The sequence below is a fragment of the Anaerovibrio sp. RM50 genome, from assembly GCF_000622005.1.
Taxonomy (GTDB): domain Bacteria; phylum Bacillota; class Negativicutes; order Selenomonadales; family Selenomonadaceae; genus Anaerovibrio.
Window position 1 is genome coordinate 110207 of the sequence record NZ_JHWV01000006.1, and the last position, 22485, is coordinate 132691.

27 protein-coding genes are annotated in these 22485 nt (G+C 44.2%); all 27 read right to left on the bottom strand.

All coding sequences use genetic code 11. From position 1 onward, the window contains the following. Window positions 1-7 precede the first annotated feature (7 nt). The gene (locus T525_RS0104070) at window positions 8-448 is read right to left on the bottom strand and encodes a hypothetical protein (RefSeq protein WP_027406155.1); all 441 of its coding nucleotides are present in this window, start codon (window positions 446-448) and stop codon (window positions 8-10) included. Continuing rightward, entirely contained in the window at window positions 445-1548 is a 1104-nt protein-coding gene (locus T525_RS0104075) for a putative phage tail protein (protein WP_027406156.1), read from the bottom strand. The genes T525_RS0104070 and T525_RS0104075 overlap by 4 nt, the downstream gene beginning before the upstream one ends. Further along, the gene (locus T525_RS0104080; RefSeq protein WP_027406157.1) at window positions 1541-2692 is read right to left on the bottom strand and encodes a baseplate J/gp47 family protein; all 1152 of its coding nucleotides are present in this window, start codon (window positions 2690-2692) and stop codon (window positions 1541-1543) included. Before T525_RS0104080 ends, T525_RS0104075 begins: the two co-directional genes overlap by 8 nt. Before the next feature lie 17 nt (window positions 2693-2709). Beyond that, entirely contained in the window at window positions 2710-3162 is a 453-nt protein-coding gene (locus T525_RS0104085) for a DUF2634 domain-containing protein (protein WP_027406158.1), read from the bottom strand. A gap of 11 nt (window positions 3163-3173) precedes the next feature. Beyond that, a complete protein-coding gene (locus T525_RS0104090) occupies window positions 3174-3569 on the bottom strand; it encodes a hypothetical protein (protein ID WP_027406159.1) in 396 nt (131 codons plus the stop codon). 5 nt (window positions 3570-3574) lie between these two features. Next, on the bottom strand, window positions 3575-4660 hold the full coding sequence (locus T525_RS14140; protein ID WP_051533390.1) for a hypothetical protein: 1086 nt from the start codon (window positions 4658-4660) through the stop codon (window positions 3575-3577). Between the two features lie 12 nt (window positions 4661-4672). Further along, window positions 4673-5473: a LysM peptidoglycan-binding domain-containing protein gene (locus T525_RS0104100; RefSeq protein WP_027406160.1), complete on the bottom strand. Its 801-nt coding sequence runs from the start codon at window positions 5471-5473 to the stop codon at window positions 4673-4675. A gap of 10 nt (window positions 5474-5483) precedes the next feature. Beyond that, entirely contained in the window at window positions 5484-8993 is a 3510-nt protein-coding gene (locus tag T525_RS16520; protein ID WP_051533391.1) for a phage tail tape measure protein, read from the bottom strand. Between the two features lie 157 nt (window positions 8994-9150). After that, entirely contained in the window at window positions 9151-9690 is a 540-nt protein-coding gene (locus T525_RS0104110) for a hypothetical protein (RefSeq protein WP_072031618.1), read from the bottom strand. A 22-nt stretch (window positions 9691-9712) separates the two neighbouring features. Continuing rightward, window positions 9713-10174: a hypothetical protein gene (locus tag T525_RS0104115; RefSeq protein WP_027406162.1), complete on the bottom strand. Its 462-nt coding sequence runs from the start codon at window positions 10172-10174 to the stop codon at window positions 9713-9715. Between the two features lie 14 nt (window positions 10175-10188). Then, window positions 10189-11613 carry a phage tail sheath subtilisin-like domain-containing protein gene (locus T525_RS0104120; RefSeq protein WP_027406163.1) on the bottom strand — a complete coding sequence of 475 codons (1425 nt, stop codon included), beginning with the start codon at window positions 11611-11613 and terminating at the stop codon, window positions 10189-10191. Then, the gene (locus T525_RS0104125) at window positions 11614-11832 is read right to left on the bottom strand and encodes a hypothetical protein (RefSeq protein ID WP_027406164.1); all 219 of its coding nucleotides are present in this window, start codon (window positions 11830-11832) and stop codon (window positions 11614-11616) included. Continuing rightward, the gene (locus T525_RS0104130; protein ID WP_027406165.1) at window positions 11825-12724 is read right to left on the bottom strand and encodes a hypothetical protein; all 900 of its coding nucleotides are present in this window, start codon (window positions 12722-12724) and stop codon (window positions 11825-11827) included. The genes T525_RS0104125 and T525_RS0104130 overlap by 8 nt, the downstream gene beginning before the upstream one ends. After that, window positions 12702-12992: a DUF5026 domain-containing protein gene (locus tag T525_RS0104135; RefSeq protein ID WP_027406166.1), complete on the bottom strand. Its 291-nt coding sequence runs from the start codon at window positions 12990-12992 to the stop codon at window positions 12702-12704. Before T525_RS0104135 ends, T525_RS0104130 begins: the two co-directional genes overlap by 23 nt. An 8-nt stretch (window positions 12993-13000) precedes the next feature. Next, complete coding sequence (locus T525_RS14150; protein ID WP_198022620.1) at window positions 13001-13447, bottom strand: hypothetical protein; 447 nt, start codon at window positions 13445-13447, stop codon at window positions 13001-13003. Continuing rightward, complete coding sequence (locus T525_RS0104145; protein ID WP_156945556.1) at window positions 13416-13751, bottom strand: hypothetical protein; 336 nt, start codon at window positions 13749-13751, stop codon at window positions 13416-13418. Before T525_RS0104145 ends, T525_RS14150 begins: the two co-directional genes overlap by 32 nt. Further along, complete coding sequence (locus tag T525_RS14155; RefSeq protein WP_051533393.1) at window positions 13738-14184, bottom strand: hypothetical protein; 447 nt, start codon at window positions 14182-14184, stop codon at window positions 13738-13740. Before T525_RS14155 ends, T525_RS0104145 begins: the two co-directional genes overlap by 14 nt. Before the next feature lie 5 nt (window positions 14185-14189). Next, window positions 14190-14474: a hypothetical protein gene (locus tag T525_RS0104155; RefSeq protein WP_027406168.1), complete on the bottom strand. Its 285-nt coding sequence runs from the start codon at window positions 14472-14474 to the stop codon at window positions 14190-14192. Between the two features lie 13 nt (window positions 14475-14487). Beyond that, window positions 14488-15516 (bottom strand): hypothetical protein, encoded by a 1029-nt coding sequence (locus T525_RS0104160; protein ID WP_051533394.1) that lies wholly within the window; start codon window positions 15514-15516, stop codon window positions 14488-14490. 15 nt (window positions 15517-15531) lie between these two features. After that, window positions 15532-15918 (bottom strand): capsid cement protein, encoded by a 387-nt coding sequence (locus T525_RS15490; RefSeq protein ID WP_051533395.1) that lies wholly within the window; start codon window positions 15916-15918, stop codon window positions 15532-15534. Window positions 15919-15939: 21 nt separating this feature from the next. Continuing rightward, on the bottom strand, window positions 15940-17103 hold the full coding sequence (locus T525_RS0104170; RefSeq protein WP_027406170.1) for a hypothetical protein: 1164 nt from the start codon (window positions 17101-17103) through the stop codon (window positions 15940-15942). Between the two features lie 68 nt (window positions 17104-17171). Then, window positions 17172-17627 (bottom strand): XkdF-like putative serine protease domain-containing protein, encoded by a 456-nt coding sequence (locus T525_RS0104175; RefSeq protein WP_027406171.1) that lies wholly within the window; start codon window positions 17625-17627, stop codon window positions 17172-17174. After that, entirely contained in the window at window positions 17611-17832 is a 222-nt protein-coding gene (locus T525_RS0104180; protein ID WP_027406172.1) for a hypothetical protein, read from the bottom strand. Before T525_RS0104180 ends, T525_RS0104175 begins: the two co-directional genes overlap by 17 nt. Next, window positions 17825-19261: a phage minor head protein gene (locus T525_RS15495; protein ID WP_051533396.1), complete on the bottom strand. Its 1437-nt coding sequence runs from the start codon at window positions 19259-19261 to the stop codon at window positions 17825-17827. The genes T525_RS0104180 and T525_RS15495 overlap by 8 nt, the downstream gene beginning before the upstream one ends. A 14-nt stretch (window positions 19262-19275) precedes the next feature. Then, a complete protein-coding gene (locus tag T525_RS16220) occupies window positions 19276-20589 on the bottom strand; it encodes a hypothetical protein (RefSeq protein ID WP_051533397.1) in 1314 nt (437 codons plus the stop codon). A gap of 12 nt (window positions 20590-20601) precedes the next feature. Next, window positions 20602-21999 carry a phage terminase large subunit gene (gene terL / locus T525_RS16225; RefSeq protein ID WP_027406173.1) on the bottom strand — a complete coding sequence of 466 codons (1398 nt, stop codon included), beginning with the start codon at window positions 21997-21999 and terminating at the stop codon, window positions 20602-20604. A gap of 2 nt (window positions 22000-22001) precedes the next feature. Then, entirely contained in the window at window positions 22002-22481 is a 480-nt protein-coding gene (locus T525_RS0104200) for a helix-turn-helix domain-containing protein (protein WP_027406174.1), read from the bottom strand. Window positions 22482-22485 lie beyond the last annotated feature (4 nt).

Sequence of the window (22485 nt, forward strand, 5' to 3'; positions counted from 1 at the left end):
ATCTCCTTTAAAAAGATACTGTCCATCTGATAACAGCACCAATCTCCTGATTGATACCCATATCATTCGCCAGCCTTATCTTGGCGGCAGTTTCATCATTTTCATCAAGCAAGGCAAGCTCATTGATAAAGGTTTCGCCTATGTCTCCAGCGACAATCTGAGCTTCAAAAGTGACCTTGCCTGTACCAGTAAATGTGGTCTTTTCTATTTCTTTTACAACGACAACGTGGTTTAATGGCGTTGCTTCGTCTGGAGGGGCAGGATTGCCATAAGAGTCAACATTGCCTTGGTCTCCAAAAGCCATTTTCTTGATGACTGGTATCTGACCTGAGCTGCCTATAGCCTGTGCCAAGGCATCACGGTAATGATTTGTAGTTACTTTGTTAATCTTGTAAAAATCTTCATCACCAACGCTCAATGTCTGAGCCATTGTAATTTCATTCGTCATAACACATTCCCTCCAATTTCATACGGTTCACTGTTCATAACAAAACTTCCATCCATAACATGCCTTCCGTTCAACATGGTCGGCATCCTTATCGTGATTGTATTAGCTGTCTGTTTTGCAAGATGCTGTTTTATAGGAACATCCTTCATGAACAAAACATCATGGCTAACCAGTTTCACGCTTCCACGGCAATTAAGATTTTTATCGTGATTCAAGGTGTCCTGACCATTGAGCCTGTTCACAACAAAGTTCCTGTCATGCAGGTGATTAAACACCCTCAGGAACAGAGCTTCATGGTTAATGAGCTTCCTGCTGTCACCACGGTTGAGCTTCTTCTGGCTGTTCAGGCGGTTCTGGCTATTCAGCCTGTTTGGAACAAAATTCTGGTCATGCAGCAAGTCATACTGCATAACAATATCAATGTCATGATCATGGTTGCTGCCAAAAACATTTTCATTGATGTAACCATCGTGATACCCTAAGAACCGTTCTATCCTGTAGCCTGAAAGCGTAATAGCTCCATTGAGCAGGTGACTTCCATCAAGAATATTCGGATAATTCCTAAACGGATCATGGGACGGAGCCATACTCTGGAAGATGTCAGCTACCATCCTCAACGACAAGTGCGATGGCTTTTCTTTTCTCAGCACCTTAAACATATAAGGAATTTTGGACAAATCATTGTCAATATCAAACTCTATTGCAACAACGCCATAATCAAATGTTTCATCAACATTGATGTCAATGCCTGAAGCTTCCTCTGCAAGCATTTCAAAGCGTTTTGGATTGAGCGGATATTTCACGACCCTCCTCATCCTGATGTTATCTCGCCTTGTCTGCAAATCAAGGTCGTAATTATGAGGAATGGAATACCTGTCTTCCCAAGCATCTATGCCAAAGCCCCAAGTACATTTACATACAAAGCCCTGTTCCCTTACGCTCTGGAGATATTCCCAGACCTGTTCCCACTCTATGCCAATTACCTCAAAGAGATTTTTGGCAACATAGGACTTTCCGTAAATCGGGGAAACTCGCTTGAGCATTCGTTTGCCTGTTTTCGTGGTAGGAAGTTTTTCGGTAATTATGTCTTTATTACTCATACATAGTCACCTCTAAATCTCCAGTTACAGGGTACTCCTCTCTGCCAAACTTGATGTTATCGTCAGCTCCGTTTACAAGAACGTCATCAATATCATTCACACCTAACGTGTCAGTGATGATAGCTGCTATCTTGTAAAACTTCAGCTCACGCTCATAATTGCTTGTGTCCATTGCAACGCTGGCGTAATACGACATAAGAGATTTTCTGATATTTGCTATCACTGTATCTCTTTCATACTCAGTCTCAAGCTTCAGCTTAAAACTGATGTCTACTGTAACTTCTTCTGGAGCAACAACAGTGAAATCAATAACACCAACAGGTGCCAATCGGTTAATATCCTTCCTGTCTGTTCCAAAAATATGCGTGTAGACATTCTGGCAAATAATTTCATTGGCAGGATAGCCATTGGCATCCACTACGACAACCTTTACGCTGTTTGGACCGTGATACTCTGGAATGGTATATGCAAAGCCTACTCCAGCAACTTCCTCAGCCCATCGCTTGTAGTCTGCGTTATTACCTACAAAGCTGTTCGTGTTTCCAGCCAAGTAGTAATCAATTCGTCTACGCAGGTCATCATCATTCTCTGTCTCCGTACCGCCAGTGGTCGGATGCACATTCGTAATCTTCTCAATGCCCTTGATAGGTGTCTGCATTATGGTGATGGTATCTTCATCAACATTGGAACCAGTACCGCCATTTACAGCCTGTACTTCAATCTCTATTTCTTCATCATCACCTATAACGTACCTGTTCAGTGACTCAAACGGTATAGCAGGTACATTGCCATCTGAAGGAACGCAGAATACAAAGCCTTTATCAATGACAGTCCCCTTTTTACCAGTAATCTTCAATATTCCATACGACTTGGTTGCAGCCTTCCGTTCAAGTCCGTTCTCGTAAGCGTGAACATCCAGCCAGTCACCGTCTGCCCACATCGGATGCAGGAGCTTCAATGTCTGTACAAGATAAAACTGCACCATTTCTGCCTTTTCCAAGGATGATGGTTTGAGAAAATCCCAAACAAAACCGCCCTCGGTCTTATCAATATCGGCAGGAACATTGGCAAGCATACTCTGCATTATGGTGTCGGCATTGACTCCATCAAGCCAATCAGGAATTTTAAATTCTGTTATACTCACTCATTTTCCCTCCCATATCAATAAGCAACTGTAAGCGTAATGTCTTCTGCCCACGGCTTGCCCTTTACAACAAACCTTACATACAGTGAGTCGCTTCCGTCCCACTGAAATTCAAACTCTCTGACGTACTCAGTGATAGGATTGACCATCAAAGCCTCTGTGACTGTACGCTGAATAATGCTTTCAACGCCTTCAACGTCTGTTACGGATTTGATACCTTCCTGAATCTCTACTCCAACGCTGTTACTGTAAGCCAGCTTCGTGAAACGCTCTGTAACGCATTGTTTCAAACACCACTGAATGAATGTATCCTTGCCGCTGGCAAGCACCATTTTGTTGGCTCCGTCCAGTACGAAGTCACCAGTATCATAATCAAAGGCAACTGACTGTTTGTATACTTGTTCTTGGTCAACCTGCCCAGGCGGTATCAACGTAGGCAAATTCACAACTGGATATAAATTTTCTGCCATGTTATCAGCTCCTATCCGACACGGTCTCCACTGAGGACAATATCAACGACAACAGCTTCATTCTGTACCCACGCCACAAGTACCTTATCATTCGGTCTGATCCAGTACATCTTTTCTGGAAGCTCAACCTGATTGATATGTGCGCCACCGTACCCAGCATCTGGCTGGCTGTGTTCACCATCGTAATAGGTCTTGGTCAGCGGAACGCTTGGGTCGTAGGTTATGCACCTGCAAACCGAGTATTCGTGCTTCGGTATTGGTACAGGAAACGTGTTTGTGGTCAAGCTGTAGTCAGCGTTAATAATTCCAAAATCGAGAACAAGCGGCTGTTCAGATACTTCGCTGGCAATACTTCCAAGCAGACTGGCAAGCTTATTCATGCCAGCATTACCCATCTTTTCTGCCATAGCAATCAGCTCCCTGTGTACTCATCTTCGGTTACTGTATCTAACTCAACATAGGTTTCACCATTTGCCTCGGCTACTTCCCTGTTCTTTTTCTTGTCTTCATCTAGTTTCATGGTCATGGTCTTATTCTCAGCATTATGCTGGATTGACTGTACAAAGAAATATCCGTGTACAGTATTCGCATGAACCCTTATTCTGTCTCCCTTCCTTATGAAAGGAACGTCTGGTGCCTGAACGCTTGTGGAGCGTTTCATACCACCTTTTTCTTTCAGCAGCTCATTGGCTGCCTTGGTCGCATCATCGAGGCTCTTGTCTGTGTCTCGTTGATAAATCTCCTGTCGGACTCCATAAGTCTCAGTCTTTTTGCTTATAACAGACTCAACCTTCTGGTGTCCTTCCTTGTCTTCCTTACCGACAATGACAACTCTGGTCACAACATTGCTGCAATCAAACGTGTCTGTCGTCTTTACCAAATTATCATCCATTCCAAAATGGTATATGTCTTCATTACCGCCTCTTGGAACAATATCAAGTACACCCTTGTTCGCCCTGACAAAGAATGAGCCAGCACCCTTTTTCTTGGCATCATCAAGAACCTTGAAAATCATGTCGCTAAGGTATTCATTCTTGAAAGCAAACTTGGCGTGCTTCACATCTGGACCTTGATAGTTGTACTTAACGCTCCAGTCATCAAGGATTTTGCAGATGATAGCCTTGCTCGTTGCTCCATCAGAAAAATACCTGTTTTCTTTGTTGTGCCTTAGAGCTATAGCCTCATCGTAAGCAGTTATACTTATGGACTGAGTGCCGTTATTTTCATTGACTCCCCAGCTCATAACCGTACCTCTGATAACTTCTTCGCTCTTTCCGTCTATAACGGAATAAACAAAAATCGGTGTCATCGGCACAATCATTTCGTGCATGTACTTGCCTTTGTACTGTGCATCATAAATATCAAGACTGATCCTCGCACTCAGTTCCTTGGCTCCTTCTTCCCATCCAAGCTTGGTAGAGATGTCGGTAATATCAATCTGCTCACCTTCTGGCGTAACAGCTACTATCCTGTATGAAACTTTTGCAATATCAATCATTTGCAACACCTACTATTTGGATGGCATGTTCAGCTCCTGCCCAGCATATATCATGTCAGGGTCGCTGATTTTGTCCTTATTCAAATCGTAAATCTCCTGCCACCTTGAACCATCGCCAAGCTTGTCCTGTGCGATACTCCATAAGCTGTCACCACTTGAAACTGTGGCAGTAGCTTCAACGGGCTTCTCTGGTCTGCTTTTAAGCTGGTTGCCTTCCGTCTGCTTGTTCTCGTCCTTTTCTGAAACAGTTTTTACAAGCATTGGCTCAGCAGCTATAAACTCTATGGAATAATTGATACTTCCACCAGTACCTTCATAGCTGTAATCAAAGGACTTTATGTACACATCCATGTTTATTCCAGTTTGCGTGATCAGGAGCTTCAGCTTATTTCCAGCCTTTCTCCATTCGTCAAGAATAGATGCTACTTCATCAGGCTTCTTCCAATACTCAGCAAAAACAAAACCGTAGTTGCTCATTGCTTCGCTTGGCAGTACAGATGACCAACTTACACCAGCCAAATTCTGCCCTCGTGGTATCTGGACTTCACCCTTTTCGATGATGTTGTAGGTCTGGAAACGTCCATCTTTCTTGACAGAAACCTTGTCTGGCGTCAGCGCAAGCGTAATACTTTGGTCGTTTTCAAGATTCGATATAGTCACCTTGGCAACAGTGAATCTCTGCACCTGCGACAACTGTAGCTTCATCAGCGCACTGCGTAATGGTCCTTTTATCTTAAAAAACTGGTTATTCAAAAGAGCAGAAGATATACTCCTGCCCTTCATGATGTTTCCTGATATGAAATTAAATGCCATAAAAACCACCTCATGCTCTCAAAGGCTGGTTATTTCGGATAGCACCAACATGTTCTGCAATTTTGGCAGCTACCCTGTCTGCGATTATGCTCATATTTTCATTTATCTGAGACATAATGCTCGCTGTATCAGCGTTTCCATCAGAATTTATAACGAAGCTAGGGGCGATACCGCCTATATCAACTGAAATGCTCATAGAAGCCATGTTATCAGTTCCTAATGTATTTGTATTAGGTACTAACGTATCATCGCTTGTGAGCCATTTTGGAGCATCGTTTATTCCGAGCATCGTTGCCGTTCTCTCGAATAAGTCAAAAGCTCTGTCTCTAGCACCTGCTCCGAGTGGAATAACTACCTCTGGACCGTTCTCACCTATCAGGGTGTGCTGTGGCGAGAATACAAAACCACCACCAGCTCTCTGAGTTTCACTTCCGCTACCCTTGCCAGTGATGCTTGCACCGATATTTCTTGCCTTGTCCAAAAATTCACCAATACCGCCAAACTTTTCTTTCAGCGGATTAATGACATTTTCTTCAAACCATGCAACAACACCATTCCAAGCATTCTTGACAGCATTAACAGCATTTTCAAAAGCAGCCTTTATGGTTTCGTATACCGAGTTCGCACGGTCACACAATGGCGACCATATTGTACTTTCAAACCAGCCAGTCAGTTGTCCCCATAATGAGCATACAAAGTCCCATGCAGACTGGAAATATCCAGTCATAGTCTCATAAAGAGCAGCAACCTCATCACACAATGGAGTCCAGACACTTTCTTCAAACCAGCTTGACGTAGAACTGAACAAACTACAGATGTAATCCCACGCCATCTGGAAATACTCAGACAGTGTCTCGTATACATCGTTGACACGGTCACAAAGAGGAGTCCAGACACTTTCTTCAAACCAAGCAGCAACAGGGGTAAATATTTCAACCAAGCACTCCCATGCAGCGTTGAATGCGTCTACCCAAGGCTGAACAAATACATCGTAATAAAGACCAGCAGCCATTACGAACAAGCCAATAACCGTATTGATTACATCCCACACGGCAGTAGATACTTCATCAAATACACCGCAGACATAATCAATTTCGTTTCCTATGGCGTTTCCTATTTCATCAATAGTGCCAGTAACAGTTTCATAAACCGAGTTGAAGGTTTCAGCTATAGAATTATATACAGAATCAAAAGCCTCTCCTATGGTGTTTCCTATGCTGTCAATAGTTTCAACTATCGTTCCATAGATAGCGTCAAAATTCTCACCTATAGCACTTCCTATGAAGTCACCAAGCAGTGAGCCTAGCATACCGCCTATCATTGTACCGACAGGACCACCAACCATAGTTCCTACAATACCGCCAGCGATACCACCAACAGTAGAGCCTATTGCTCCTCCAACTGCTCCATTTTCACTTGCTCTATTGGCAACTTGCTGGTCGTACTCAGCTTGCTTGGCTTCTGCAAGGTTCTGTTCGACCTCGGTCATATCCATACCGTTAGCCTTATGGAAGTCATACTGTTCCTGAGCCTTCTTGACAGCATCAGACATCTGTGCTTCCTGTGCTGCGTTTGCTTCCTTGGTCGAATAAACATCGTAAGCACCAAATCCAGCAGCCATTACGCCAGCTAAAATACCACCGCCATATTTACTGCCAAATTTGCCCAATTTTGCAAGCGCTCCTTTGCTTCCACCTTTGGTTGCAGCAGTTTCTGCGCCTTTAGCAGCTCCTCCTGCTCCAGCTTTTCCACCTTTACCGCCTTTACCACCTTCACCGCTACCGCCGCTGCCAGCATCAACGCCAGGCGGATAATAATCTGGACCGCCTTCAACCATGTTCTTGGCATTGACAATAACAGTATTGGCGCTTATAGCCATATCCTTTGGAGATGGAATATTCGGTATATCACCACCACCGCCAGCCTCTTTCATCTTTCCATATACGTCAGTGACAGCGTCTATAGCGTCTTTACTAAGACCAGCTATCTTGTACAGTCCTGCAGCCAATGCTCCACCAGCAAGGATGGAACCAACGCCATCCAGTTTCAGGAACTCATCTTTGAGCTGTTTGATAACATCCAGCACAATCCTTCCAATATCAGAGATGTCCAAACCATCCTCAAGGTACTTAGTCAGCTTTTCAATATCCTTGGTAAGACCCTGAACAAAATCACGCAGGAAATTACCACTGCCAGTGCCAGTCATAAGCTTTAGCTGGAATGTTTCCCAAGCAGAACCGAGCAAGGTAATATCACCTGCAAGGTTGTCGAGCTTCGCTTTCGACTGCCTGTCAGCAGCTCCAGTTGCATTATCAATAGCACCAGCAAGCTTGTTGTAATCATCTGCTGTAGCATTGACTATAGACTGCAAACCAGCCATAGATTCAAGACCAACCATATCAGCAGCCGCCTGAGCTTTCTCAGCATCAGTCAGTCCAGCAAAGCCTTTGCGTAACTGATCAAGAACTTCCTTAAACGGTTTCATCGTGCCATCAGCATTCTTGACGTTGATACCGAGTCTTTCAATCCAAGCAGCTCCTTCTTTGGTCGGTGAAATCATCTTTGCGATGATGTTTCTCAACTGACTACCAGACTGTTCGCCTTTAAGACCAGCATTAGCCATCAAGCCCAAAGCAAGGTTTACGTCCTCGATACTATATTTCAGGGAACCTGCCAACGGTGCAACATACTTGAATGAATAACCAAGCAAGCCTACATTCGTATTTGCGTTGGATGCTGTCTGAGCCAAAACATCAGCAAACTTAGCAGAGTCACTTGCCTGTAGTCCGAATGCAGTCAAGGCATCGGTTACAATATCAGATACTCTGCCCAAGTCTTCACCAGACGCAGCAGCCAACTTGATAATACCTTCAACACCGTTTACCATATCCTCTGTTTTCCAGCCAGCCATAGCCATATACTCAAACGCTTTCGCTGACTCAGTTGCAGAGAATACGGTTGTTCCACCCATTTCCATAGCCTTGTCTGTGAGCTTTTGTAACTCAGCTCCAGTAGCTCCTGAAATTGCACCAACAGCACTCATCTGCTTTTCAAAGCTTTTGTATGTCTGAACGGTGTCGTAGATACCATATCCAATACCAGCTCCAGCAAGCATCTGTGCAGAAAAGCCAGTCATGGACTGGAGTGCAGCATTCGCCTTTCCAGCCATGTTCTGCCTTACATTTACCGTTGCGCTCCATACTCTTGAAGTGAGAGACTTCAGTTCTCCATGAATTTTTTTGATCGAGGCACTGGCTCTGTCCAATGCTTTAATCGTCACGTTGTAACCCTTGCCTGTGATACTTCTCAACGCACCACGGATTTTACTGCCTTCTGGAGTAACACGGTCTATAGCACGAATTACAACATTATATTCACTTGCAGCCATCTTCTTCAGTCTGGCAGTGGTCCTGTCAACAGTACGGTCAAAGTTCTTGAGGTTCTTTTCAGCACTTCTCAGCCCTTGGCTAGTCTTATCATGTGTCTGTATATCAATGTCAATAACATGTGCTTTAGCCATAATAACTACTCCTTCGGTTTCTCAGCGTCCAACTGAGCTAACATACTGGCTCTAATAAAAGCCCTAACCTGTGGCGTTTTAGATGCGTATTCATCAGGCGTAATATGCAGTCTTTGTAAAATGAAATGGAGCAGGGTGGTTTCTCCTCCTGCTCCAATCAGTTTTTTACTGCTTCTTCCAAATCACTAAGGCTGAAGCCTGAAATCTTATCAATCTGGTCGATTATCTCGTCCTTCTCTCCGCCCTTCAGAACAACATCAACAAGGTCAATCCCTGAAGCAACATTGAGCTTGTTCCATGCGTCCTTGTTGTCCCATAACGTCTTACGGTCTGCCTCAACAGTAGCAGTGTAAATCAACTGACTGCGGAAACGAACCTGATTAGTCGTCTCTGGAACCTGAACACCAAGACGCTTGTTACGGACGTACTTGGTGTTCTTACGTCTGCACTTTTCGTATTCTTCCTCGGATAAAGGTCTGATACGGAATTTCAGCAACACCTTTTTATTTCTGATGATGCGAATGAGATAAGTCTCATCCTCACTGTCTTTGAAGCTGGCTGCGTCCAAAATAGCACTGAGAATATCTCCCTCGTACTCCTTCAGGTCGTCAGTCTTGTCTTTGCCATTAGTCTCCTCTACAGGTTCGATGATGTTGTCATCAATCTCATTCAGCTTAGCATCTTTCTGAATTGCCATAGTAATAACCCCCTATAATTACTTAATCAGAATAACTCAACAGGCTCTGAAGCTCAGGCGGTCTGTTGACGGTCAAGCTCCACTGACGTTTGATGATGTCACCAACAGTCATATTCTGGAGGTCAACATTGCCAGACGGAACGCAATCTCTGAAAATCATACGCTCCTCAGTACCGTCTCTGCCCTTCAGTACGCCTTGGAAAGTCCACATAGTACCCTGACCACTGGTCATCATCTCGAACAGGTCAGTGATAAACTGGTTGTCCTCGATAACGCACTCAGTAAAGGTAAGAGATACCTGATAAGCCTGAAACGCCTCATGCTGCTGAGCATCCCCCAACGGCTGATAGGTTGCGTTGGTGATGTTGGTCTGCACCTGATACGTTTCTACGGTGGCAAGCATCTCGCCATCAGCGTTAAATAATACACCATCTTTTCCAGTGAATACTCTGCGTACATCGCTGGGTCCTCTCTTGTTAATCATAACAGTTTACCTCCTTAGCTGTTCTGGCTGAATCTGAACCGATAAGTCATGTAAATCTTCTCAAGGCTATCAATATCATCAATAGCAAGAGTGAACCATGCACTGTCACCTTCTGCTGGATGTGCGGCATCCTCATAGATGGTGGAGCCATCAAATATCTTCTTCTCGCCAATCATTTCATTGATAACATTCTGAGCAGCCGCCATGACGGTCTGTCTGCCATCGGTATCGTTGTTAACCTTGGCAACGAGCTTTTCACAGGTAGAGTCAACTCTATCCATAAGCTCGAATCTGGTCTTGGTTCTGCGAATCTTCTTCCAGCCTTCGTCCTGATTGTCGTCTGGAGTAACAAGCGTATTGATAGCACTGTCAATCCAAATCTGATCACTGTCGTTTACGGACAGAACGAGACAACCACGCTGTTCAGCCTTAATCATCTCGCCATTGGTCATAGGCTCAATCAGCTCAACAGCATTCTTGATAACATCGTGAGTGATGGTCGTGTTGGTTTCAAAAGCAGCAATCATACCGCCAATTCTGGCAGCAGCATTCCAGCCTTCAAACTTCTTACCTTCACTGTCAACCCAACCATGAACAAGGTATACAACCTTTTCATCATTGATGGAAGCAGCCTTGGCAATACGTCTGTCCATATCCTCATAGCTGGTTCCAGCGATACAGGTCATTCCAAGATGACCAGTCTCATAGCTCTGCTCAACGAAGGACTCAAGAACAGCCTGTACGCCACTGTCGTCAGTATCAGCAACAATACAGTTCCACTTAAATCTCTCAAGAACGTCACTGCCCTTGGAATAACTGTTGATAGTAACAGTAGGATTCTTACCACCAGTCATTGGAGCCTGAGTGATGTTTGCCAGTGGAGATGCAACATAACCAGACGTCTTATCAAGCAAAACAGCATTGAAGTTCTTACTGAGACGCATAGCTTCAACAAGGTTTTCTGGCTCATTGTTGCCAGCCTCAAAGCTGTACTGCTCGAAAATCTCAGTGCCATCATAGATAACACACTGTCTCTCATTGGTAACAAGATTAGTGCGAACACTTACAGTGAACGCCCTGTCACCTGCATAAGCACCGTCAATCTGAACGATGTTCTGACCGCTGGAGTTGGTCAGCTTAATAGTAGGAGCAACACCATCATCACCGCCAACACGGACAGCACGGATTGTGGTTGCACCGCCCTTGAAGCCTTCCTTCAGGACTTCTGTGCCTTCCCCTGTACCGTAGTAATCTGGGATGTTGTTAATCATAGTAACATCCATCTCAAACTGCTTGTTGAGCGGTCCCCAGTTGGACTGGAACAGTGCTGCAAGGACGCCATTGGTTGCGCCTACAGTCGATACATTGCCAGCATTCTCATACCGATAGTAGACACCGGGCCTTACCTTCTTTTCTCCAATCGTAAAAGTACCAGACATTTAGTTTCCCACCTTTCTATCAGCAAAAGCAGTAACTTTTGCAATAGCCTCAGCCTTGGTTAAACGAGCATTCGCACATTCCTTCAAAGCCGCAGCTACCAAATATGGCTTATACTGACCATTAAACAAAGCGTTGCTTGCATTCACAATTTCATCAACGGAAAAAGTTTCTTCTGCAACCTTGTTTTTCTGAGGAGTATTCTTTGCTTCTTCACTCATTTTCTATCACCTCTTGTTTTACATGACCAAGGGTCTCAACATAAAAGACCTTCTTCAATCTTCCATACGAAAAAGAAATCTGGAGCTGACCGTTAATCTCGTCAGCCGCAAAATTCCAATCATCACTTTCGACCAGCATAGGCGAACCGTCCAACATGGTTACTTCGCCTTTCAGGTCTATAAACCGTTGTATCTGGTCTATCCATAATTGCCTGTCAACAATCTTTGGAGCAAAAACATGGACTGCGAGCCTCGATACAAGCCATTCACAGGCGTATGTCTCTCGGTCCATGCTCGTTGATATGCGTCTCACCCAGACAACAGGCTTTTCCCTTGTAGGAATAACATACCCTACCTCGTTGTGAATACCAATAACAACGATGTCAGGCATAGCAGTGTCCAAAAAATTATTCAGAGCTGCTACTGGATCTGGTTCAGCAATCTGCATTGACGGAAACGTGTTTACATCAAATGTCAGTGATAAGCCATACCGCATCGTTCCTATAGCTTCATCGTGGTTGTCATTAAAAGCAACAGTATTCTTCCAAATGAGGTTTATTGGGTAGCCTTCTTCTGGGAAATAAAACACTCCAGTCAGAGACTGCCTCACAAGAGGCTCAATTTCTTCTGGAGTGGGTCCAATCTGGGAACAGACAATATCTATTGACAGACTGCCTGACTGTTCTCTTTCAGGAGCATAGGCTGTACTAAGGTTAAATTCTATCCTCGGATATTGCCTTTCCTTGTCCCAGCCATTGTCCTTATCAGGTGGCGCCTGTTGCAGAAAAACAGCAGGTTCCTTGTTGTATCTGCCCAAAGCTTTCGCAATGCTTTCATCATTGATGAGCTTCAGCTTAATCAAGGCTTCCTTAGTCAGTGCTTTCTTCGTCACCAACAATCACCTCTTTAACTTCAGTCAGATCATGTGAATATCTCAGCTTCCAGTCACCATTGGCAACATCTACAGCCTTGATTTTGATATAGCATGTCGTAGCGTGTATCTTCGGCAGATAGACAGCTTGGATATAATTCTCTTTAACGTCTAAAACCAGTATGTTCATGCTTTCATCCCAACACTTGTACTGTGCGTTTATCACATCACCTTTTGAGACTTCATCAAGAACAAATACTGGAACGTTAGCATCAACTATCAGTGGCATAATGTACCTCACAAAAGATTTTCATAAATAATTTCAACTTTTGGCGTGGCATCATCAATTATTTTCTGGGTAAACGGTCTGTTCTTCTTCTCCTCAAGGATAGAAGCATACTTCATATCACTCGTAAGACGGTGAGTGACTTTTATGCCATCAGCAGTGGTAACTCCGATTACTGACTTGCGCCAGTTTCTTCTCAAATTACCAGTCCTTACGGCAGGAGGCTCACCTTTGGCAGAAGCGGTGTAGTACGCATTCTTGTGCGGAATTTTATACACCCTACCTGAACGCTTGCCAGACAGTACCTTCTGAGCCGAATTGTACATAACATTCAGGGTTCTGAACGCTCTGCTTTTCGCCTCAGCATTGACTTCCTCCATGATGCCCTTAAACTCTACATTCAATGCTTTTGCAACATCGGTGCCGTTAGCCATCAGTCTCAAACCTTTCTTCAGCATAGTACAAGGTAAACATGCCTAAAGCAGACAGCTCATTCCTGCCGACAATATAAAAACTCCTGTCTTCAAGAACGAGCTTATCTCCTTCCAGCAGCACTGGCTTTACACCATACTGTACCAGTGTATGGCTAATTGGATGTTCCAATTTCTGCCATCTGGTTATTTCCTTTTCAGAAGCATCAGCAAGGACGCAGTATATCGTTTCATCTAATTTCTTGAACTCAACAACCTGTCTGCCTTCGGCATTGATGGTCGTCGCCTTCCTGAAAATCAGAAACTCTTTGAATAAATTACCTACCCTCAAATACACTGTGTCCACCCCTCAATCCTATGCAATCATGGTTATCGTGCATTCCCTCGTAAAAATACGGTGGTCTTGGCTTACGATTAGTCATGTCAACAGAAATTGCTGGAGCTGCATCTGCGTTGTCAGCTTCCTTCTTTAAGTCATCATACAGGTCTTTCCATTTTGCGTACCGCTGGTGCAGATCAAGCTCCAACGGTCCAGTTTTGGTATCAACCTCGTATGCAAAACGCATAAGGACGCTTTCTACAAGCTTGAACTTAGCCAAATTCCATGAGTTGTACTTGGCAATCATGGCAGTTATTTCCTCATCACTGAGGTATGCTGTCATCTTACCGCCTTCAACCATAGTGTCGCCAAGCTCAAAACGCATAGTGTCTTTGCCAGCTTCTAACAAACACTCAGGATTGTAGGTATAAGTCTCTGCCATCATATCACCTACTTTTTAGCAGTTGACTTTCTGGTACTTTTCCGAGCAGCTTTCTTGCCTTCTGTGGCTGCCTGAGCCTCCGCAGGAGCCTCTTTAGCCTCATCTATGGGTTCTTGTATAGGCTGGTCGCTTTTCTGCGTCTTACGCTTAGCCTGTGGCATCTCAGCAACAATTCCTATATCAATCAGAGCATGGATTCTTTTCGGAAGGATAGCTTTCTCAGGAATAGTGTCCCCTATGGCATAAGCAGTACCAGCAAAACGGCAAGCCCTTAAAGCTATATAGTCTGCCATCTGCTAATCCTCCTTAGTCTGCACTTACGCAGTCAGACATGTAAATAGCCAAATCATCACAGCACTTGTGCATATCGGTGGAAATCAAGCCCTCAATGAACTGAGTATGAGTACCACCCTCGCCCTCGAACTGATCAGTAGCGATGTAATTACCGTTGCCAAGCATATCCCAAGCAAAGATGTAACCAGCAGAAGGTTCATCAATCTGAGGTGCGTTGGTAGTGTAGCAAAGCAGTGCGCCCTTGCTGTCACAGATAAACTGCATGTCTTCCTGCTCACCCAAGCCAGCAGCGTTATAAGTGCTGTCAAGAACAACAACAGCATCCAAGCCGAAGAGCTGTGCAAGAGTGTTCTCGTTTACAACAGCAGGAGTAACACTGTTACCAGTGTACTTAATGCGCTCCATGATGTAAGGGTTAATCTTCAGTGCGTTGAAGGTATCAACACCGAGAGCCAGCTTGTTTGGCTTTCTGCGACCAATCTTCTTGATGTCAGTAATACGCTGGTCAAAGAAGTCTACTGGGTCACAGTTTGCGTCATCAAAACGCAGGAACTTCTTCTGTGCAGAGTTGGCGGTGGTAGCACCAGTCCACTCATTCTTCCAAGCACCAGAGCGGAAGAAATTCTTTGCAAAGATGATGTCCTGATGCAGATTCATCTGCTCGGTAACGAAACGAACACGACCACGTCTAGGGTCAGACGCCCCAGGAGTCCCACTGCGCTGGAAATTCAGAACATTAATCTCATCAATACCAGTGATAATCTGATCAACCTTACAGCTATAGGTGTCCTCGGTGGTACCCATAACTGCTGGAGTTACCTTACCGTACAGAGGCTTACGCTGAACATTGTCACGAGCCAAATCCTCACGACTGAAAGTATAGAAGTAGGAGCTGGACAGTGCTACAGGACAAACAGGGAACAACTGGCGAGCAGCGTATTCACCCTCCTGAAAGAATGCCATACTCATGTTGGTCAAATACTGGTTTGGCTGCCAGCCTTTTGCAATCGCAATTTCAAGGTTTTTTACATTCATGCCCATTGTACTTATCCTCCCTTATTTCTCGTAGCCAGACTTGGTAATCTGAACTCGTACTGCCTGACCAGCACTATCAGCACTGCTCAGTGCAAAGCCTAAGATAAACTTGCCAGTAGTTGCCTTTACAGCACAACCGTTGGCATCGCAAGCAAGTGCATCACCCTTGGCAATCTCACCGCCAGCAGTCCAAAGAGCAATGTCCTTAACAACTGCGGTAACATCATCGCCAGCCTCAACGACATCATCAGTCTCTGCAACCATAATGCCTACTGGGATGCTCTTATCATCACAAGCAACAAATCCACCCTCACTGAATGCAACAGCAGTGAATGGACCGTTCTCAATCTTTGCTCCAGCAACCTCAACGATGGTGGAGCTGGTGTTAATAATAGAACCGTTAAACATATCGCTTACCTCCATTTTTTGTTACGCATTCTCATACTCACGGACAAGCTCAGGATGCTGCTGGCAAGCCATATCAACAGCCTTGTGATAGTCCATGTCTGGATGAGACTTGATAATCTCCTCAGCGTGTTTCTCAATCTTGTTCCATGCATCGTCAGTAGACTCAGCTTTTCCTCGCTTGCCTACCTCGGCAAAAATGCCAGAGCTTTCGATTGCAGCAACAGCATCATCAAAACGCTTAATCACTGCATCATACACAGCCTTGTTGTCCTTGATGGACTTGAGCATAGGAACCATATCCTCGGTCTTTACACCAAGAATTTCATACTTCTTGGCAAGCTCGGTCAGCTCCTTGTCCTCAAACTGAGACATCTTCTCCTCGATGCCTTTCAGTACGTTGCTGAGCTTTTCAGGCAGACTCTTGAAGATGTCATCAGCAGTTACAGAAACCTCTACGGTCTGTACCTTCTTCTCAACGCTCTCCTCAGTCTTTTCCTCTGGAGTTGGGTTATCAGCAACCTGTTCCTTCTTCTCAACTTCATCTGCTTTATCGGTAGCAGGTTTCATAGCCTTCTTCTCGATTTCCTCAAGGAAAGCAAGCTCTGCTGGAGTCAGCAAACTCTTGTCAATTTCCATAACATTATCCTCCTTGTTCTTTTCAACTTCTGACGTATTTTCTACGTCTTTATTTTCGGGAGCTGGGTCCTCAGCAGGTGCTTCAGGATTTTTCTTACTTATACCTGCTGGCTTCTTGGCTCCCCATGAATCAGCACAGCCTTTTACGGATGCACTGAACTCATCAACACTTTGCTTCATCATGCTTATTTTGTCTGCAACGTCATCATCTTCGAGAATGGAACGCAAGCTGTTCTGCAATGCCCAGCATACATCATCAATCTCTCCGTAGACTCTGTAAATGTCCTGCTTAGCTTTGGCATCGTTGAATGTCATAGCTTCGCCCTTGGCAATTTCAGCAATGGAATCAGCAACATCCTTTTCTGAGAAACCTAGCTTTTTCGCTATGCTGCTCAAAAACTTTGTTACAGGGTTCTTGTTTTCTGGGGTCATATCTTGTTCACCCCCTTCCTGAGCCTTTTTCGTGATGAGGATGTTAGCCCTTTGGTTAGCACCAGCATCAACAAAATCGACATTTGTGATAAGCAAATTCTTTAGCTTGTAAGCCATCAAAACATCTCCCTTCGCTGTTTTTGGCATCAAAAAAGACACCTGCGAAGGTGCCTTGATAAACTTTATTATTCTACTTCTTCTCTTACAGCCTTACCCTCTATGCTGAACATAGGGTATTCGCCTGACTTGACTTTCTCCCAAACTTCATCGTCATAAACATAGAAGCCTATCCACCAGCCAGTAGGAAGTGCATCATCAGGTATGCCTAATGCCTTCTTCTTGTCTGGAGTAAAGACGATGCTCTCAACAAGGGTAGCAACATCGCCACGCTCGTGCATTTCGCCGCCTTCTCTGTAAAGGCGTACATACTTGTAGGCAGCCTGTTCCAATTCCTCTGGGTCAATCATATCTCCAGACAGATCCACAAGCTGCTCTCCATCTTCCTCAACTGAAATAGATGCCCAGCCGAAAGCCAAACGCTTATCATCGTCAGATTTGGTAATTTTCAGCCTACCCTTAATCACAGCCTCTGCTGGACTATCATTCTTCTTAATTTCGAGCAAATCATTTATCGTCTGCATTTTCGTCACCGCTTTTCTTATTTGAGTATTCGTTTTCAAGGGATTCAAGCCTCATTCTATACTTTTCTTCGTCAATGATACCTTGACTTAAAAAGAAGTCTAGCCCCTTAATTCTTTCTTCTTTTGTAACTTCAACCTTGCCAATAACTTTAAAATCTATCGGCTCGGTCCATCTTCGGTCAGAAAACAGCTTCTTTTTACTCATCTTCTACCTCTTCAAACAAAAACCAATATACTCCATCATCGGTCTGTGCTTTTTCACATACTCTAAACTTTGCGCCCCTAGAATATAAAACCTCGCCTTCTGCTGGGTTATATTTTCTAAGGTCAGCGCCGTGCTTAGATTGTACTATTACGATTTGAATTTGTCCATTCTCGTTATAAATCTCATCGTTTGCAGTAGTAGATGTATAGGCTGGATTTGTTACTAAAGCGCCAACTTCATGTTCTTTTAGGAATGTATCTACTTCTTCTTCATATCTAAAGCACATACTCCTTGTAAGTCTGCCTTCATATCTAGGCATCTTGTTTAGTGCGCTATCTAAATCACGAATGAACGCTTTATCATCTTCCGTCAGAGCAATACCTTTCCTCAGCTTTTCATTGATGAAATACGCGTCACTTCCTATATATCGCAAAACAGCTCTTTCTTCATCAAGAGTCAGCTCCTGAGTAACTGGTTCGTTCACGCCAGCCTTAGGAGTAACTGTTTCCTCGTACATAATTGTACATCTGCACTGAGGGTGTGCTGGTGGTACAACATCAACACCTTTATAACCAGTAGCTTTCTTCAGCACGTTTTCAAAGCTATCATCAAAACCTATAACCTTACCGTGCAATGCTCCGCAGGTAACGCAAGTGCGCTCATCATAAGATGTACTCCACACCTTGTTTACATTGCCAATCAGGCCAGCCTTCATAGCCTGTCTCATATTTTCGTGATACCCACGATTATAAGCATACGCCAATTCAGTGTTGGCTATTACCTCAGCCCTGTACCTCATCTGCTTGCCAGCGTATTTCATAGCTGCTTCTTCAGCTTTCTTTGCAGCAACGCTTGGCTTCATTTTCGTGTGAGCTTCCAGCAGAGTTTCATATACATTTTTCTGATACCTCGCATTGGCTACAGCCTGTTCCTTGGTTAATCCAATGACAGGACGGATCACTTTAGCCATTTCATCAGCAGAATAGGCATTCTCATAGCCATACATAAGCAAGGTCTTTACTGCCTGACGTGTCTGTTCATTGATGTTCGTAATCAACGCTCCAGTGTGTTCGTCAAGCCATTTAACAACATCCTTGTCGGTGCTATCAAATTTCACATGGTCGGTGTTGGTAGCACCAACCTGCATAGCCTTCAGAAGTTCTGGTCTGATGTAATCAACAATGTACTTGGTATACGCATTCTGCCACTCAGTAATCTGCTCATTATATCCACTTAAATAGGCTTCTCGTAACTGCTTGTAGGTAACAGCGTTAATCTGTTCCTCCCTTGCAGAGACTAGAAGCCTGACTATTATGGGTCCTTCTTTATCAATCAGCCTGTTCAGCTTATTAACAATAGCATCGTTGGCAGGATTGCTCTTATATAAATTTCTCCGCACAACCTTTGGCGGTTTCTTAAAAACAAACATGCCATCATTCCCTTTTACTCTGCTACGTTTTCTTCTTCGCTTTCATTGCTGTTGGTTTCAATGTCTGGAGTTATTCTCTGTTCAGCATTTTCTACCCTTTCAGGCAGGTTTGCCTGTTGCCGTACAAAGTCCTCCAAGGCATCATCAGGAACAAGAACACCAATGCCTGTCATATCCTTAATGTAAGCACTCAGCTTAGCAATATCCTGAGTCTCAATGTCACCATGAACAAGCTTAGGATAATCTGTGATGTTGGCAAAATGCGAGCCATTAACATCTATCAGGGCAGGTATCGCCTTGTTGTTAAACACTTCAGCAATGGCATTCAGGAAAGTGCCTATAGCAACTGCAAACAGCTCAGTCTTATCACTGCTTAATGCAAAACTTCCTGTTGTCTGATGTCCCAAAAATATGAAATCAGCAAGAACAGTCATAGCTATTCTCGTATCATATCTCTCAATGATTTTGTTGGTATCAAACTCACGCTTACTACCAGAGCCAAGAAGTTCCAGCTTCCAGTCGAACGGTATAACAAGTCCTTCCATACTGTCACGCCTGATATTCTTAACCATCGTCTCAGCCATGCTTCTGACACGCACCATATTCGGATCTTCTGTTGACCAAATATTTACACCTTCAGGAGCAATCAAAACAGGGAAACCAGCCAAGTCTCTTTCAATGCCTATGCCTTCAATCTCCTGAATACGTTTCTTGAAGAACCACGAGCGGTATGCGTTTCTCAGGATGCTTCTGCCTTCTGGATTGTCCTTGTGGCTCTTTGTCCTGAACAGCAACAGCTTTTCTATCGGGATGGTAATAAGCTGGTACTCTGGAGCTGGCATCTGAGTCATACCAGTCAAATTGTCTTTAGAGTCGTACTCCCACTGATACAGGGTGTCCTGTCCACGAATAGGCAGCTTCATCCACCCGATGAGACCATCATCATATTTTGACGTTAGTGCAGGATTCTTTGACTTCCTTCCCATACGCCTCTTATAAACAATCTCGTGTGCGCTCCAACCATATATCAGGAAAGACAGTATCTCAGATACGGTGTCCTGCCAGCTATTCTGCATGTCGTGGAGGCAGCTTTCAACAAAGTCAGCAGCTTCTTCATCTATGCTCTCGCTTCCTGCTGGCTGTACATTCCAGTCAACCTGACGTATAAGCATCTCTATGGCAAAGATGATTGAACCGACAACATCGTCATTCTCGCTCATCTCTTTGTATGCCTGTATTCCTCTTTTTCCCTGAAGCTCTTTCAGAAATTCCTCATAGAATATGCCGCCATATCTTTTCTGACCTATTCTTCCAATTTCTGCTGGCATATAATCACCTCATCAAATCCAATAGCTGTGCTTCATCAACATTTCTGGCGGTGCCGAATAATTACCAGCGTTTGCCACCAATGCAAATGCGTCACTCGAAGCATCAACTTGGTCGTCATGCACTGCGTCTGGAAATCCTTCCAGCTCAGTTATATAGGCATCATTCCACTCACCTTTGAGAAGTAAAACATTACCTCTCTGCCACTGAGCAGCAAACGGCTCAGCTCTTACTATTTTGTTCTTATCTACAGGCTTGCTCTTGACCTTAAATCCTGCAAGCTCTTTGACATAGCTCTGTGCCTGTTCCTTACCAGCCTGCCCAGGGTCCTGCGGTATGCTGACCGTTTCACTCTGGTACTCAGCCTTATCGGTAACTGCTGTGTTTTTTACAATATCTCTTACGGTAGAAGCGTTTGACGCTGTCCTTCTTACATGCAGAACAATATACTGACCATTCCGCATCCTTGCCATAAGAACTCCTGCCGTTCTGTCTGGGTCTTTTACATCCGAAGTAATCTCAGTTGCAGCCAAGTCCCAAGCTCTGGCAACGGAAACAATCTTGTCTGGAACAGAATCAACAATCCTTGTCTGATCTCGTCTGAAATACAGTCCAGCGGCTGGTCTTATCTTCCAATTCCCTTTGAGTAGTCGTTCCCTTTCAACCAACGCCAAGGCGTTTAGTGAAGCAAGGTATTCTGGGTTTATCTTCAACAGCTCTTTATTGTCGTAGATACTTGATGCAATGAACGTAACGCTCTTACACATATACGGTGCTACATTGTACTTTTCAATGAGAGCTTCCATTGTGTCTTCCCACATAACTTCTTCATTTACTCTGTAGAAGTATCTGACGACTCCGCTTCTTTCAGGAATAGCATACCCAGTGTCTTGATCAATCCACCACTCAATAAACTTGGCTACCCAGCTATCAACATCAGGATTGCAGGTTGCCCGTACATAAGGTTTGACACCGCATGTACTACGGTTACGAGACAGCATATAAAAAAACTGCTTCTCAGTGAAGTGCGTAAGCTCATCAAATCCAATCAGGCAAATCTGGGAGCCTTGCCATTTCGGCAAGTCAGCGTCACCGTCTATGTGCATGAAAGCAACTCTGCCTTTGCCATTGAATGTCCAGTTAGGACGAGGGCTGGCTTTATACTCAGCACCTTCAATGTTCGAGTATATCTCTCTGCTTTCATCCAGCAGCCCACCTTCAATAGTTATCTGAGTAGCATTTTTACGAAAGATGGTAGCACCAAATCCATCAACATTCATGTGACGTAGAGGCTCAAGCAACAATCCAAATGTTTTACCGCCCCCAGCAGCACCGCCATAAATCGCTATATCAGCGTTAGTGCCTAAGAAACTCTCCTGTGGTCCATCCTGCGGTTTCAATAGTCTAGGCATTTCTAATCACTCTGTTTCTCGTTATCCCTTCCATTATCAGGCAAATAAACAACAACCTGCTCTTGCTTTTCTTCCTCGTCCTGCTTAATGAAGTTTTCAGGATTTTTCCTGTAATGCTTCGGCTTCCTGTTGTTCAGCCAATACATACACGCCAAAACGTCTGGTGGATAAACCCTCGTAAACTTTCTGATTTTGGCAGGTTTGGGAGCGCCATCCTTGTCCATTTCTTGTATTATCTCTGATTCGGTACAAGAATACCCTGTCGCTCGATTGTATAGGCTTCTTTCAACATTGGCATCAGCCGCTTCTTTGCCTTCATCAATCTTCTCTTTTAGCGATGGATTCTGCTTTTTCCACCTGTTAAGAGTCCTTTCGGAAATCTCAAAAGCATCTGCAATCTCCTTGTCTGTAGCACCCTTGATAGCCAATGACCAAGCCCAGTTATCGTGGTAATTTTCATTGTACTTGGAGGGTACTGACATTCAG

Coding starts and splice junctions, on each gene's coding strand:
- T525_RS0104070 (WP_027406155.1), bottom strand. CDS start 448: ATGACGAATGAAATTACAATGGCTCAGACATTGAGCGTTGGTGATGAA.
- T525_RS0104075 (WP_027406156.1), bottom strand. CDS start 1,548: ATGAGTAATAAAGACATAATTACCGAAAAACTTCCTACCACGAAAACA.
- T525_RS0104085 (WP_027406158.1), bottom strand. CDS start 3,162: ATGGCAGAAAATTTATATCCAGTTGTGAATTTGCCTACGTTGATACCG.
- T525_RS0104090 (WP_027406159.1), bottom strand. CDS start 3,569: ATGGCAGAAAAGATGGGTAATGCTGGCATGAATAAGCTTGCCAGTCTG.
- T525_RS14140 (WP_051533390.1), bottom strand. CDS start 4,660: ATGATTGATATTGCAAAAGTTTCATACAGGATAGTAGCTGTTACGCCA.
- T525_RS0104100 (WP_027406160.1), bottom strand. CDS start 5,473: ATGGCATTTAATTTCATATCAGGAAACATCATGAAGGGCAGGAGTATA.
- T525_RS16520 (WP_051533391.1), bottom strand. CDS start 8,993: ATGGCTAAAGCACATGTTATTGACATTGATATACAGACACATGATAAG.
- T525_RS0104110 (WP_072031618.1), bottom strand. CDS start 9,690: ATGGCAATTCAGAAAGATGCTAAGCTGAATGAGATTGATGACAACATC.
- T525_RS0104115 (WP_027406162.1), bottom strand. CDS start 10,174: ATGATTAACAAGAGAGGACCCAGCGATGTACGCAGAGTATTCACTGGA.
- T525_RS0104120 (WP_027406163.1), bottom strand. CDS start 11,613: ATGTCTGGTACTTTTACGATTGGAGAAAAGAAGGTAAGGCCCGGTGTC.
- T525_RS0104125 (WP_027406164.1), bottom strand. CDS start 11,832: ATGAGTGAAGAAGCAAAGAATACTCCTCAGAAAAACAAGGTTGCAGAA.
- T525_RS0104135 (WP_027406166.1), bottom strand. CDS start 12,992: ATGCCACTGATAGTTGATGCTAACGTTCCAGTATTTGTTCTTGATGAA.
- T525_RS14150 (WP_198022620.1), bottom strand. CDS start 13,447: ATGCTGAAGAAAGGTTTGAGACTGATGGCTAACGGCACCGATGTTGCA.
- T525_RS14155 (WP_051533393.1), bottom strand. CDS start 14,184: ATGATGGCAGAGACTTATACCTACAATCCTGAGTGTTTGTTAGAAGCT.
- T525_RS0104155 (WP_027406168.1), bottom strand. CDS start 14,474: ATGGCAGACTATATAGCTTTAAGGGCTTGCCGTTTTGCTGGTACTGCT.
- T525_RS0104160 (WP_051533394.1), bottom strand. CDS start 15,516: ATGGGCATGAATGTAAAAAACCTTGAAATTGCGATTGCAAAAGGCTGG.
- T525_RS15490 (WP_051533395.1), bottom strand. CDS start 15,918: ATGTTTAACGGTTCTATTATTAACACCAGCTCCACCATCGTTGAGGTT.
- T525_RS0104170 (WP_027406170.1), bottom strand. CDS start 17,103: ATGGCTTACAAGCTAAAGAATTTGCTTATCACAAATGTCGATTTTGTT.
- T525_RS0104175 (WP_027406171.1), bottom strand. CDS start 17,627: ATGCAGACGATAAATGATTTGCTCGAAATTAAGAAGAATGATAGTCCA.
- T525_RS0104180 (WP_027406172.1), bottom strand. CDS start 17,832: ATGAGTAAAAAGAAGCTGTTTTCTGACCGAAGATGGACCGAGCCGATA.
- T525_RS15495 (WP_051533396.1), bottom strand. CDS start 19,261: ATGTTTGTTTTTAAGAAACCGCCAAAGGTTGTGCGGAGAAATTTATAT.
- T525_RS16220 (WP_051533397.1), bottom strand. CDS start 20,589: ATGCCAGCAGAAATTGGAAGAATAGGTCAGAAAAGATATGGCGGCATA.
- terL (WP_027406173.1), bottom strand. CDS start 21,999: ATGCCTAGACTATTGAAACCGCAGGATGGACCACAGGAGAGTTTCTTA.
- T525_RS0104200 (WP_027406174.1), bottom strand. CDS start 22,481: ATGTCAGTACCCTCCAAGTACAATGAAAATTACCACGATAACTGGGCT.